We start from the raw sequence: 13,380 nt of genomic DNA, 5'->3' as shown, positions 1-13,380 counted from the left end.
TGCGCGTCGGCGATCGCGTCGAGCGCCAGCCAGCCGATATTGTGTCGGGTGAAATCGTAGCGCGAGCCGGGATTGCCTAGGCCGACCAACAGCTTCATCGCATGTTCCCCGGTTTCGCGCGGGGCCGCGCCGCCGGGGCGGCGCGGCTGTTTTTCTTATTCGGCGTCGCCGGACGTCTCTTCGCCGCCCTCGGCCTCTTCGCCCTCGGCGGTCTCCTCGTCCTCGGAGAGGAGCTTGGACGGCGCGGCGAGGGTGGCGATGGCGAAGTCGCGGCCCTGGATCACGGTGGTGACGCCCTTGGGCAGGGTGATCTTCGAGATCGAGATCGTGTCGCCGATCTCCAGCCCGGTCAGGTCGACCTCCAGGTGATCCGGAATCGCGCCCGCGAGCACTTTCAGTTCGACCTCATGCCGCACGACGGTCAGCACGCCGCCCTTGCGCAGGCCGGGGCACTCCTCCTCGTTCACGAAGTGAACCGGAATGAACAGGTTGATCCGCGACTTCTCGGTCAGGCGCAGGAAGTCCGCGTGGATCGGGACGTCGCGGACCACGTCGCGCTGCACGTCGCGGCAGATCACGCGGGTGTCCTTGCCGTCGACCTTCACGTTGTAGAGAGTCGACTTGAACTGGCCCTTCTTCAGGACCTTCAGGAATTCGTTGAACTTGATGCCGATGTGCTGCGGGGCGTCCTTGCCGCCGTAGATCACCGCGGGCACGAGACCGTCTCGGCGCGTGGTCCGGGCGGCGCCCTTGCCGACCCCCTCGCGCGACACGGCCTCAAGCATTGGCAATGTTTTCGCCATGACTTTCATCCTTTTCCGTCGCTGGTTCGGCGAACGACAGGTCCGCCGAAGGCGCGGCGTATACGCCGCTTTCGCCGAAAAGGAAAGCGAGGCGGCGGGAATCGTCGCCTCGCCCCGGGTGGTTACAGCAAGGAGCCGGCGGGGAACCGCCGTCTCTGGACGCGTCCTCAGCCCAGTTCCCGCACATCCGTCAGCCGGCCGGTGATCGCCGCCGCCGCGGCCATGGCCGGGCTCATCAGATGGTTGCGGGCGCCGCGGCCTTGCCGGCCCTCGAAATTGCGGTTCGTGGTCGAGGCGCAGCGCTGTCCCGCCGAAAGCTGGTCGGGGTTCATGCCCAGGCACATCGAGCAGCCGGCGAAGCGCCAGTCGAAGCCGGCCTCGATCAGTTGCTGGGCGATGCCCTCCTCTTCCGCCTGCGCGCGCACGAGGCCGGAACCGGGCACGATCATCGCCAGCAGCCCGGACTTGACCTTGCGGCCCTTCATGATCCGGGCGACCTCGCGCAGATCCTCGATGCGGCCGTTGGTGCAGGAACCGATGAACACCGCGTCGATCTCGATGTCGGAGAGCTTCTGCCCCGCCGTCAGGCCCATATATTCCAGAGATCGCCGCGCGGCGGCCTGCTTTTGCGGCTCGAACGAGGCCGGGTCGGGCACTTCTCCGGTGATCGGCAGCACGTCCTCGGGGCTGGTGCCCCAGGTGACGACCGGCGCGATCTTGCCGGCGACGAGCGACACCACCTTGTCGAAATGGGCGTCATCGTCGGTATAGAGCTTGCGCCAGGCGTCGACGGCCATCTCCCAGGTCGCGCCCTTGGGCGCGCGCGGGCGACCGCGCAGATAGTCGAAGGTGACGTCGTCGGGCGCGATCAACCCGGCGCGGGCGCCGCCCTCGATGGCCATGTTGCAGACGGTCATGCGGCCTTCCATCGACAGCGCGCGAATCGCCTCGCCGCAATATTCGATGACATGGCCGGTGCCGCCGGCGGTGCCGGTCTCGCCGATGATGCTCAGCGTGATGTCCTTGGCGGTGACGCCGGGGGGCAGGGCGCCGTCGACCTGGACCTTCATGTTCTTGGATTTCTTCTGCACCAGCGTCTGGGTGGCGAGCACATGCTCGACCTCGGAGGTGCCGATGCCGTGCGCCAGCCCGCCGAAGGCGCCATGGGTGGCGGTGTGGCTGTCGCCGCACACGACGGTCATGCCGGGCTGGGTCAGCCCCTGTTCCGGCCCGATGATATGGACGATGCCCTGGCGGATGTCGTCGACGTCGAACAATTCGACGCCGAAATCCGCCGCGTTCTTGCGCAACGCCTCGACCTGGACGCGGCTGTCCTCGTCCTTGATCTCGACCAGCCGGTCGGCGGATGTCGGCACGTTGTGGTCCGGCACGGCCACGGTCGCTTCGGGCCGGCGCAGCTTGCGGCCGGTCATGCGCAGTCCCTCGAAGGCCTGCGGGCTGGTCACCTCGTGAACGAGATGCAGGTCGATATAAAGCAGGCAGGTTCCGTCCTCGGCCTCGTGCACGACGTGGTCGTCCCAGATCTTGTCGTAGAGGGTGCGTGGGGCGGACATGTGTCTCTCCTGGCAGAAGCGTAAACGCGCTTTTTTGACGCCCTGTCCGCCGGACCGCAAGTCGCTCTCGGTCGCCGAAGCGGCCGCGGAGGCCCGGTTCGGCGACTTTTTTTCTTCCGGCGCCTTCTGTCGGGCGCGCGGGCGCGGCATTTAGCGTTCATGCTGACGATCCGCGACATGAGTTTCTCGCTGGCGGGCAAGCCGCTGTTCGAATCCGCCTCCGCGCATGTGCCGAAAGGCGCGCGCGTGGGGTTGGTGGGGCGCAACGGAGTCGGGAAGTCGACCCTGTTCCGGCTGATCGAGGGCGCTTACACGCCCGATTCCGGCGACGTCCTCGTTCGCCCCGGCGCGCGAATCGGCGGCGTCGCGCAGGAGGCGCCTGGCGGGCCGGAGAGCCTGCTCGACGTGGTGCTGGCCGCCGATCGCGAGCGCGCGGCCCTGCTGGAGGAGGCCGAGTCCGCGACCGATCCGACCCGGATCGCCGAAATCCAGACCCGACTCGCCGATATCGGCGCGCATTCCGCCGAGGCGCGGGCGGCGACCATTCTCGCCGGGCTCGGCTTCGACGAATCGGCGCAACGGCGCGCCTGCGCGGAGTTCTCGGGCGGCTGGCGGATGCGGGTCGCGCTCGCCGGCGCGCTGTTCGCGGCGCCGGATCTGCTGCTGCTCGACGAGCCGACAAACTATCTCGATCTGGAGGGCGTCACCTGGCTGGAGAGCTATCTCGCCCGCTATCCGGCGACGATGATCGTGATCAGCCATGATCGCGGCCTGCTCAACCGGGCGGTCGATTCGACCTTGTCGATGGAGCGGCGCAAGCTCGACTTCGTCAACGCGCCCTTTGACGAGTTCGATCGGATGCGCCGGGAAAAGGCGGCGCATCTGGCCGCCGCGGCCGAAAAGCGCAAGGCCGAGCGTGCGCATATCCAGTCCTTCGTCGACCGCTTCCGGGCCAAGGCGAGCAAGGCTCGGCAGGCGCAGAGCCGCATCAAGATGCTGGAGCGGTTGCAACCGATCGAAACCCATGAGCAGGGGCCGGTGGCGCCTTTTCGTTTCCTCGCGCCGGTCGAACTGGCGCCGCCGCTGCTGGCGCTGGAGCGGGCGAGCGTGGGTTATGGCGACCGGACGATCCTGAGGGAGTTGTCGCTGCGGATCGATCCCGACGACCGGATCGCGCTGCTGGGCGCGAACGGGCAGGGCAAGTCGACGCTGGCCAAGCTGATCGCGGGGCGGCTCGCGCCCATGAGCGGAAGCCGCGCCGCCAGCCCGAAAATGAAGGTCGGTTTCTTCGCCCAGCATCAACTTGACGATTTGGTCGCGGGGGAGAGTCCGATTCGGCATGTCGCTCGCCTGAAGCCGGAGGAGCCGCCGGCCCGGCTCCGCGCGCGGCTGGCCGCGGCGGGCGTCGGCGCCGACATCGCCGATACGCCGGTCGAGAGGCTGTCGGGCGGGCAGAAGGCGCGGCTGCTGATGTGCCTGATGGCGCTCGACGCGCCGAATCTGTTGATCCTCGACGAGCCGACCAACCATCTCGACATGGAGAGCCGCGAGGCGCTGGCGCTGGCGTTGAACGATTACCCCGGAGCGGTGATCCTGATCAGCCACGATCCGTTCCTGGTCGAGGCGGTCGCCGATCGGCTCTGGCTGGTGCGCGACGGCGCGGCGCGCGGTTTCGATGGCGACATGGAGGATTACCGCCGGCTGTTGCTGTCGGAGCGGGGTGGCGGCGAGCCGGCGCGGCCGAAGGCCCCCTCCGCGCGCCGGACCAACGCGGAGAGGCGTCGCGACCTCGCGCCGCTAAAGGCGGAGGCGGCCGCCTGCGAGGCGCGGATCGAGAAGCTGGAGGAAATGCGGGCCCAGGTGGACGCTCTCCTGGCCGACCCTGGACTTTACACCGCCGAGGACCCGGCCAGGTTCGAGGAGTTGTCGCGAAAACGCGACGAGATCTCGCGCGGCCTCGCTCGCGCCGAGGCGCTCTGGGAAACTGCGTTGGAGCGGCTGGAGGCGGCGGTTTGAACCGCTCCGGGATTTCCGGAGGCTCCTATCTGTAAGGCTTTGCTAACCTATTAGCCTTTCATTATGGTCTCGCATGAAGAGCCGTGCGGAGAGATAGGCCATGCGCGGGCGTTTTGTCGTGCATCTGGCGCGTCGAGCGAAGCGAGCAAGGCGGTGGCGGACATTGGCGTTGAGGCTCTCCAGCTTTTGCGTGAGTGACTTGCCGGTGAAATGCGCGCCCTGCGGCAAGACGGCGGCACAGGAGGCGTAGTCATCCGTGAAGGTGATCTTGCCCTTCGCCTCAGGGAAGACCTTGAGGAAATCCTTCAGGTCTTCGGCTCCACGGCCGCCCAGATGAACGCCGAGGATGCGTCCGCTGAAATAGCGCAGCGATATCCAGAGCCGGCAGGTGCTTTTTGGGCGTGAATGAAATCGCATCTCATCGATCATGGCGATCTTCGGCGGCGGCCCGGGCTTGCGGGCGCGCTTGACCTCCTCGCCGAAAGTCCGGATCCACATGAGCACGGTCACGTTCGAGACCTTGAGGACGCGCCCGATCGCCCGGAACCCCATGCCCTCTAGGTAGAGCTGCAACGCAAGCCGCTTCATTTCCGGCGGCTTTCCGTGTGGCGTGCTGCGCGTATATTTGCAGCCGCATCCCTTGCACAGCCAGCGTTGCTTACCACCGATGAACCCGGCCTTGCGCCGGTCTGGCGAATGACATTTCGGACACTGCATCTCTCTGCCTCATCTTTTTGACGCAGAGCATAGCGGAAACCCGCAGGAAAGGCTATAAAATTAGCAAAGCCTGCGTGGTCTGGATTCGTGGCCTATATAGCCTGACGACTTTATTCTGACTATATTGTCAGGCTATAACCATTTGATTTTACGCTGATGCTGCGCCAATTTGATGATCAAATCGGCTTCCGTCAGCTATAATGTCGTGCCCGGCCACTCGCCTGCCGCAACCAGCGCGTGAACCTCGGCGGTCAGGAAGCTGGCAAAACGGCTTGTCAGGCGAGAACCGGGCCGGTTTAGCGGCGTCATCAGGATCAGGGTGCGGTCGATGGCGCGCCGGACGATGGGGCGCGCGATCAACCGACCGCCGCGGATCTGGTTGATCACGCTGACAAGCGGCAGGATGGTGCTGCCCAGTCCGCTTTCGACAAAGGCAAGCATGGTCGGCAAGATGTCGATTTCAAGCACGACGTTCAGGTCAATCCGCTCTTCCAGCGAAATGGCGTCGATACGGCCTCGCAGCCCGTGTTCCGGATTGGGCAGGATCAGCGGCTGCCCGAACGCGTCATGCAGTGGGATCGGCACGCCGTCGCGCACAGCAGTCGCCGCAGCGGATTGAATCAGGAAAAGCTGTTCTATGATAATGGGTTGTGACTTGATAGATGGCGATTTCTGTCCCTCATAGGCAACCCCCAGATCAATCTTTCCACGCAACAACCAGTCCTGCACATGCCCGCTGAACCCCGAGATAACCCGCAGCTTCACATCCGGAAACACCTCCATACTGCGCCGGATCAGATGGGTGGCAAGGATTTCGGACACAGTGGGCGGCAGGCCAAGCGTCACGGTGCCCGACAGCGGCGCGCGGTTGCCGGATATGTCCCCGGCCATGTCCTCGACATCCTCAAGGATGACCCTGGCGCGTCGGGCCAGCCGGATCCCCTCTTCCGTGGGCATCACACCCCGCCCATGGCGGCGCAGCAGCGGCACGCCAAGCTCGTCCTCAAGCGCCTTTACCTGACGGCTGAGCGCAGGCTGGGCGATGTTCAAATGCTCGGCCGCGGCGGTGATGCTGTGCAGCTCGACCACCTGGATGAAGTTGCGTAACTGGCGAAAGTCCATTCATGTCTCATAGGCATGTCTGTTATGTGCATAATGCATTTGAATCATAGGTTCCAGTTCGCCAAGGTCGATCAACGGGGGAAACGGATCAAATCCGCAAGACATGTCAGCGACATCTGGGGGACACAAGCCACAGGAGGGACGGCTTGCCCAGGTTTTTCGATCAACCGGGAGGAATATATGAATACGGGATTCAAGCTCGGGGCTGCATTCTGCGGCCTCATGGCACTGGGCGTGCATGGTGTCTCGGCGCAGGATTTGCCGAAAACCATGATCTGGACGTCCTATGACGTGGGGTCGGCAGGCTATGCCGAGGCTTCGGCCATCGCCGACGCATTTGGCAAGAAATTCGGCACCCGCGTCCGGATCCAGCCGTCCGGCAGCGGCATCGGCCGGTTGCAGCCGTTGTTGCAGGGCCGCGCCGACTATGCGTTCCTCGCGACCGAGGCGTTTTTTCTGTCCGAAGGTGCCTATGATTTCGCCGTGCCCGAATGGGGGCCGCGCGATCTGCGTGCCATCGCGGGCCGTCCTGCCGGTATCACGCTGATCACAGCGGGGGATGCCGGTATCGACAGGGTCGAGGACGCGCGGGGAAAGCGCATCGCCTTTGTCGCCGGAAACCCCTCGGTCAACGTGAAATGCGAGGCGATTCTGGCCTTTGGCGGGCTGACGCTTGACGATGTCGAGGTGGTGACTTTCCCGACCTATGCGGCGGCCATGTCATCGATGACGCGCAACGAATCCGACGCGACCTGCACCACGCCCACGACCAGCCAGCTTTACGAACTGGCGGAAAGCCCGAGAGGCATCCACTATGCCCCGCTTGAGGCCGATAACGCGGCCGGCTGGGAGGGTCTGCTGAAGGTGCTGCCGATCATGGGGCCGTCCGATGAGGATGTCGCCGCCGGTCTGCCGGAAGGCGAAATCGCCAAGATGGCTGCCTATCGCTATCCGGTGATCACCACGACCGCCGACAAGACGCCGGACGAGGTCTATGCCTTCATCAAGGCGCTGGATGAAAGCTATGACCTGTACAAGGACGGTACGGCGACCATGACGCGCTGGACGCTGGACATGGCGGGCAAGCCTGCCATCGACGTTCCTTTCCACGAGGGCGCGGTCCGCTATCTGAAGGAAAAGGGCATCTGGACCGAAGACGATGAGGCCTGGAACCAGAAGCGGATCGCCCGTCTGGACGCGCTGATGACCGCATGGGATGAGTTCAAGGCACAGAATGACGGTCTGTCCGACGAAGCATTCGCCGAGGCATGGATGACCCGCCGCGCCGAGGTCATCGCCGGTCTGAACTGAACCGGATCACCGCGTTCTTCCGGCGCGGTCAGCGCCGGAACATCTGTTGCCTGACCGGGAAAAGACCATGGATTCTGACAAGACCCTTGACGCGGCACCCGCCGCCGCACCGCCCCCCGTCCACGGCAACGCGGCCATCCGCATCGTCGTCATGGCACTGGGGGCACTGGGCGTCGTGCTGGCGATCAACCAGCAATTCCTGCTGAACCTGTTCGGGTTTCAGCCATTGGGAAGTGCCTATCTTTACTATCTGATCGGCATTTTCCTGGCCCTTGCCTTTCTGACCCTGCCCGCCAGCACGATGCACCCGCAGCGGCTGGCCTGGCTGGATCCGATTCTTGCCGTCGCGGCGCTGGTCAGCGCCGGGTGGCTTGGGGCGCACGGGCTGGACATTATCCAGAAGGGCTGGGAATACGACGCGCCGCCGATGGCCGATCTGATGGCCTCGGTGCTGATCGTGCTGGTGCTTGAAGGCGTGCGCCGCGCGGGCGGAACGATCCTGCTGGCGACGGCGCTGCTGTTCGGATCCTATCCGCTTTACGCCGATTACATGCCCGGATTTCTGTGGGGCACGGAATATTCGCTGATCGGCACGGTTCGCGCGCATGTGCTGGGGGTAGAAGCGATCATCGGCATTCCCATGCAGGTCGTCGCCGAACTGGTGATCGGCTTTGTCATCTTCGGCGCGGTTCTGGTCGCGACGAAGGGCAGCGATTTCTTCATGGAACTGGCCTCGGCACTGCTGGGGCACAGCCGGGGCGGACCCGCCAAGGTGGCGGTGATGGGCTCGGGCATCCTGGGTTCGCTGTCGGGCAGCGTGATCTCGAACATCCTGACCTCGGGGCCGTTCTCGATACCGACGATGCGGCGCGTGGGCTATCCGGCCCACTATGCGGCAGCGGTTGAAGCCTGCGCCTCGACCGGTGCGACGCTGATGCCGCCGGTGATGGGCACCGTGGCCTTTGTGATGGCCTCGTTTCTGGGGGTGCAATATTCCAGCATCGTCATCGCCGCGATCATTCCCGCGCTGCTGTTTTATGTCGCGTTGCTGTTGCAGGTGGATATGTACGCCGCCCGGCGCGGCCTGCAAGGATTGGAGCGCAGCGAGCTGCCGGCGGTGTGGCCGGTGCTGAAATCGGGCTGGCCCTATCTTCTCAGCCTGGCCGTGCTGATCTTTGTGCTGATGGGACTGCGGATGGAGGCGCGCTCGCCCTATTACGCATCGGTGGTAATGCTGGCGGCGACCGCCTTCAACAAGGACACCCGCCTGACACTGGACCGGGCAAAGGCCCTGTTGCAGGACATTTCCGTGAACATCGCCAGCCTTGTCGCGGTGCTGGCCGGAATCGGCCTTGTGGTTGGCGGCCTGTCCTATACGGGCGTCGCGGGCGCGTTCTCGCGCGAATTGCTGTTGTATGCGGGCGGCAACACGGCGCTGATGCTGGTTGCCGGGGCCGTGACCAGCTTTGTCCTGGGCATGGGCATGACGGTGACGGCCTGCTATATCTTCCTGTCGATCCTGCTGGCACCCGCGCTGGTGCAGGCAGGGCTGAACCCGATCGCCAGCCACCTGTTCATCCTTTACTGGGGCATGCTGTCCTATATCACGCCTCCGGTCGCACTGGCTGCGATCACGGCGGCCAATGTCGCGGGGTCGAAACCGATGCAGACCGGGTTTCATGCCATGCGCCTTGGCATGCCGCTGTTCGTGCTGCCATTCATCTTCGTCTATGATCCGGCGCTGATCATGAACGGGACATGGTTGCAGATCCTCGAACGTGTCGTGCTGACCCTTGTGGCAATCTGGGCAATCACCTCGGCCTTCGAGGCATGGATCTATGGCGTCGGCACGGTCGGCATCGCCAGCCGGATTGCCTTTGCCGCGGGCGGCGTGCTGATCCTGTTCCCGGAACTGACCACAAGCCTTGTGGGTGCCGCAGTGCTGGTTGCGGTCATCGCCCTGAACCTTGGCCTTGGCCGCCGCCGCAACACCGTCAAGACGTGATCCGAACGTCAGGAGACATCCAGATGGACAAAAGAGTGCCGGATCTGAAAACCGCCGTCGCCCCGATCACCGACGGGGCCTCGGTGATGATCGGGGGTTTTGGCTCGTCCGGCATTCCCTTCGGGTTGATCGATGCGCTGCTGGACCATGGGGCAACCGGGCTTACCGTGATCTCGAATAATGCCGGGGCGGGCGAGACCGGCATCGCCAGACTGCTGAAGGCCGGGCGTGTGGCAAGGGTCATCTGTTCCTATCCGCGCTCGCCCGGCTCGATCTGGTTCGAGAAACGCTATGAGGCGGGCGAGGTCCAGCTTGAAGTCGTGCCGCAGGGCACGCTGGCCGAACGCCTGCGCGCCGCCGGGGCGGGGTTGGGCGGCTTTTTCACCCCGACCGGATACGGAACGCTGCTGGCCGAGGGCAAGGAAACCCGCATGATCGACGGGCGCGGTTACGTGTTCGAAACGCCGCTGCACGCCGATTTCGCCCTGCTGCGCGCAGAAAGCGGCGACAGGTGGGGCAATCTTTGCTTTCACGCCACGGCGCGCAACTTCAACCCGGTGATGGCGATGGCCGCCCGTCACGCGGTGGCCGAGGTCCGGCACCTGACTTCCGGCTCGCTTGACCCGGAACGGGTCGTGACACCGGGCATCTTTGTCGAAACCGTGGTGGAATACGGGGTGCGGCCATGACCGTTCTGAACCTGAACCGACTGACCGACGCGCAACTTGCGGCGCGGGTGGCGCAGGACATTCCCGATGGCGCCTATGTCAATCTGGGGATCGGCAAGCCGACCCATGTTTCGGCCCATGTGCCCGAAGGGCGCGAAGTGATCTATCATTCCGAGAATGGCATTCTGGGCGTCGGTCCGGTACCGCCCGAGGGTGACGAGGATCCCGAACTGATCGACGCCAGCAAGCGCTGCGTCACCGCCTTGCCCGGAGCCGCCTATTTCGAACATGCGGACAGCTTCGCAATGATGCGCGGCGGGCATATCGATATTGCCGTGCTGGGGGCCTATCAGGTGGCCGAGAACGGCGATCTGGCAAACTGGGCAACGCTGGACGAGAAATTTCCGCCCGCGGTCGGCGGCGCGATGGATCTGGTGGCCGGGGTGCCGCGCATTCTGGTGATGATGGGCCATGTCAACCGCGACGGCAGCCCCAAGCTGCTGACCCGCTGCACCTATCCGCTGACGGGTCTTGGGGTCGTCAGCCGCGTCTATACCGATCTGGCCGTGCTTGACGTGACGACGCGGGGCTTTCGGCTGGTCGAACTTGCGCCCGGCAACAGCCTTGAGGACGTGCAGTCCGTGACCCAGGCCCGGATCCTGACCTGACGACAGCGGCAAGGCCCCAACCCGAAGGTGCGCATGACCACGAGCAGTATCCCTGACGAGACGCTCAGCTTTCCGCTTTTCCTGTCTGCCGAGCGTCCTGATCTTTTCGCCCCGGCCTGCATGGCAGGCACCGACACGCTGGTCGTTGATTTCGAAGATTCGGTCGCGCCCGACAGCAAAGCGGCGGTGCGGCGGATTCCCGAAAGCGCGCTTCCCCGCGAATCCACAGTGCGGATTTTCCTGCGCGTGAACGGCACCGGCACGCGGTGGCACCGCGACGATGTCGCCTTTGCGCGCGTGGCTGCGGTCGATGGCATCTTTCTGCCCAAAAGCGAAAGCGCCGAACAGATCGCAGCGCTGCGTGCCCTGCTGGGCCGTCAGCAAAAGATCGTCGCGCTGATCGAAACCGTGCGCGGCCTTTCGCATGTGGATGAGATCGCAAGGGCGGCGGACCGGCTGGCCTTCGGCTCGTTGGACCTGTCCGAGGATCTGGGCTGCGCCCATACCCGCCTTGCCTTGCTGCCCCTGCGCAGCCGCATCGTGCAGGCAGCGCGGCTGGCAGGGCGTCCCGCGCCTCTGGATGGGGTCACGGTCTCGGTCGAGGACGAGGCCGCCATCCGGGATGACGCGATGCATGCCAGCGAGCTGGGTTTCGGCGGCAAATGCCTGATCCACGCCGCACAGCTTGCCCCGGCCCGCGCCGGTTTTGCCGTCCCGCCGCCCGATCTGGACTGGGTGCGCAACGCGCTGAAAGCCGAAGGTGCAGCCCTGCCCGAGGCCGAAGGCGCGTTGCAGCAATCGCCGGTGGCGGCGCGGGCCAGACGCCTTTTGCTGCGTGGCAAGGCGCGCTTGCCACAAAGCCATGCCGGAATGAACAGTTGCGCGACCGCGCCCCGGCTTCCATCGGGAAAGTGAGGATGACATGACACTGCAAGACCAGATCGCGCCAGATACGGGCAGCCGCAATGTCCCTGACAGCAGGGGGATGAACGCCTTTCGCGCGGACCCGGCCTTTGCGGCGCTGCTGTCCCTTTACCTGCCCCCGGATCTGCGCCCGGTACTTGAGCAGCAGCTTGACCGCATGGGCGCGCTGGTCGGCGACCGGCTGGAACAGCTTGCGCTTGCCGCTGACAGGAACCCGCCCGTGCTTTCCCTGCGCGACCGGACCGGCGCGGCCTGTCAGCGCGTCGAAAAGCACCCCGCCTATCACGAGCTTGAACGATACGCCTTCGGGGAATTCGGCCTTGCGGCCATGTCGCACCGGGGCGGCGTGTTCGGCCAGCCCGACAAGCTGCACCCGATGGCGAAATACGCGCTGGTCTATCTGTTCGTACAAGCCGAATTTGGCCTCTGCTGCCCGCTCAGCATGACCGACTCGCTGACGCGAACGCTGCGCAAGTTCGGTTCCAACGATCTGGTTTCGCGCTATCTTGACCGGCTGACCAGTCAGGACATGGACAGCCTGTTTCAGGGCGCAATGTTCATGACCGAACAGGCCGCAGGCTCTGATGTCGGCGCGGTCGAAACTGTCGCCCGCCGTCAGCAAGATGGCAGCTGGAGGCTGTACGGCGACAAATGGTTCTGTTCCAACCCCGACGCGGCCCTTGCGATGGTGCTGGCCCGGCCCGAAGGTGGGGGGGCGGGAACGGCGGGCCTGTCACTGTTCCTGCTGCCGCGCTGCCTGCCGGATGGCAGCCTTAACAACTATCGCATCGTTCGCCTGAAGGACAAGATGGGAACGCGGTCGATGGCCTCGGGCGAGATCGTTCTGGAAGGGGCCGAAGCCTATCTGGTGGGCGATGCCGGTCAGGGTTTCCGTCAGATGACCGACATGATCAACATGTCGCGGCTTGCCAATGGCGTGCGCAGCGCCGGTTTGATGCGGCGGTCGGTCTCTGAGGCGCTGCATGTGTCGCGACACAGGCAGGCATTCGGCAAACCGCTGATCGCGATGCCGCTGATGCGGCGGCAACTGGCCAAGATGCTGGTCGCATCCGAACAGGCCCGAAGCATGGTGTTCCAGACCGCAGCGGTTCTGGACGCGGCCGACCGGGGCGATGCAGAGATGGCGCGGGTGCTGCGCATCCTGACGCCGCTGATCAAGTTCCGCGCCTGCCGCGATGCCCGCAAGGTGGCCGGGGACGCGATGGAGGTGCGCGGCGGCTGCGGCTATATTGAGGAATGGTCCGACGCGCGGGTGCTGCGCGACGCGCATCTGGGATCTATCTGGGAGGGGACAAGCAATATCGTGGCGCTTGACGTCATGCGCGCAGCCCGGCGCGAGGGTGCCTTTGATGCACTGCGCGCGTATCTGCGCGATTGCCTGTCCGGGATCGATGCCGCGCTTGCCGAACCGCTTGGCCAGGTGCTTGACCGGGTGGGCGGGCTTGTGGGCGCAGTCTCGGGTCAGGACGGCCCGACCGCAATCGGCGAAACCCGCCGCGCCGCCAGTGCGGTTTACAATCTGGCCTCGGCGGTTTTCCTTGCGTCCGAGGG

General features: G+C 65.0%; 11 protein-coding genes and 1 pseudogene. 7 read left to right on the top strand and 5 right to left on the bottom strand.

Annotation, left to right across the window (positions count from 1 at the left end):
• The 3 genes and pseudogenes from ACK5L9_RS07245 to leuC all read right to left on the bottom strand — a co-directional run.
• A pseudogene (locus tag ACK5L9_RS07245) lies at nucleotides 1-98 on the bottom strand (aminoacyl-tRNA hydrolase); the annotation flags it as partial.
• Between the two features lie 57 nt (nucleotides 99-155).
• On the bottom strand, nucleotides 156-803 hold the full coding sequence (locus tag ACK5L9_RS07240; RefSeq protein WP_416910797.1) for a 50S ribosomal protein L25/general stress protein Ctc: 648 nt from the start codon (nucleotides 801-803) through the stop codon (nucleotides 156-158).
• A gap of 167 nt (nucleotides 804-970) precedes the next feature.
• Nucleotides 971-2,377: a 3-isopropylmalate dehydratase large subunit gene (leuC, locus tag ACK5L9_RS07235; RefSeq protein WP_416910796.1), complete on the bottom strand. Its 1,407-nt coding sequence runs from the start codon at nucleotides 2,375-2,377 to the stop codon at nucleotides 971-973.
• A gap of 159 nt (nucleotides 2,378-2,536) precedes the next feature.
• Between leuC and ACK5L9_RS07230 the strand changes: the two genes are divergently transcribed.
• Nucleotides 2,537-4,393: an ABC-F family ATP-binding cassette domain-containing protein gene (locus tag ACK5L9_RS07230; protein ID WP_416910795.1), complete on the top strand. Its 1,857-nt coding sequence runs from the start codon at nucleotides 2,537-2,539 to the stop codon at nucleotides 4,391-4,393.
• 42 nt (nucleotides 4,394-4,435) lie between these two features.
• Here ACK5L9_RS07230 and ACK5L9_RS07225 read toward each other — a convergent pair whose 3' ends face one another.
• Nucleotides 4,436-5,110, bottom strand: a complete 675-nt coding sequence (locus ACK5L9_RS07225; RefSeq protein ID WP_416910794.1) for an IS1 family transposase — start codon at nucleotides 5,108-5,110, stop codon at nucleotides 4,436-4,438.
• Nucleotides 5,111-5,305: 195 nt separating this feature from the next.
• The gene (locus tag ACK5L9_RS07220; RefSeq protein WP_416910793.1) at nucleotides 5,306-6,232 is read right to left on the bottom strand and encodes a LysR family transcriptional regulator; all 927 of its coding nucleotides are present in this window, start codon (nucleotides 6,230-6,232) and stop codon (nucleotides 5,306-5,308) included.
• Nucleotides 6,233-6,412: 180 nt separating this feature from the next.
• Between ACK5L9_RS07220 and ACK5L9_RS07215 the strand changes: the two genes are divergently transcribed.
• The 6 genes from ACK5L9_RS07215 to ACK5L9_RS07190 all read left to right on the top strand — a co-directional run.
• Nucleotides 6,413-7,543 (top strand): TAXI family TRAP transporter solute-binding subunit, encoded by a 1,131-nt coding sequence (locus ACK5L9_RS07215; protein ID WP_416910792.1) that lies wholly within the window; start codon nucleotides 6,413-6,415, stop codon nucleotides 7,541-7,543.
• Between the two features lie 67 nt (nucleotides 7,544-7,610).
• Nucleotides 7,611-9,548, top strand: coding sequence for a TRAP transporter permease (locus ACK5L9_RS07210; RefSeq protein WP_416910791.1), 1,938 nt, complete (start codon nucleotides 7,611-7,613; stop codon nucleotides 9,546-9,548).
• A gap of 23 nt (nucleotides 9,549-9,571) precedes the next feature.
• A complete protein-coding gene (locus ACK5L9_RS07205; protein ID WP_416910790.1) occupies nucleotides 9,572-10,237 on the top strand; it encodes a 3-oxoacid CoA-transferase subunit A in 666 nt (221 codons plus the stop codon).
• Nucleotides 10,234-10,884 (top strand): 3-oxoacid CoA-transferase subunit B, encoded by a 651-nt coding sequence (locus ACK5L9_RS07200; RefSeq protein ID WP_416910789.1) that lies wholly within the window; start codon nucleotides 10,234-10,236, stop codon nucleotides 10,882-10,884. The genes ACK5L9_RS07205 and ACK5L9_RS07200 overlap by 4 nt, the downstream gene beginning before the upstream one ends.
• 33 nt (nucleotides 10,885-10,917) lie before the next feature.
• On the top strand, nucleotides 10,918-11,799 hold the full coding sequence (locus tag ACK5L9_RS07195; protein WP_416910788.1) for an HpcH/HpaI aldolase/citrate lyase family protein: 882 nt from the start codon (nucleotides 10,918-10,920) through the stop codon (nucleotides 11,797-11,799).
• Between the two features lie 7 nt (nucleotides 11,800-11,806).
• On the top strand, nucleotides 11,807-13,380 hold a 1,574-nt coding region (locus ACK5L9_RS07190), incomplete at its 3' end, for an acyl-CoA dehydrogenase family protein (RefSeq protein WP_416910787.1).

The sequence above is a fragment of the Paracoccus sp. (in: a-proteobacteria) genome (assembly GCF_047973135.1).
In the GTDB taxonomy this organism is placed as follows: domain Bacteria; phylum Pseudomonadota; class Alphaproteobacteria; order Rhodobacterales; family Rhodobacteraceae; genus Paracoccus.
Note: the sequence above shows the minus strand (reverse complement) of the source record. Positions and strands in the feature narration are given on the sequence as shown.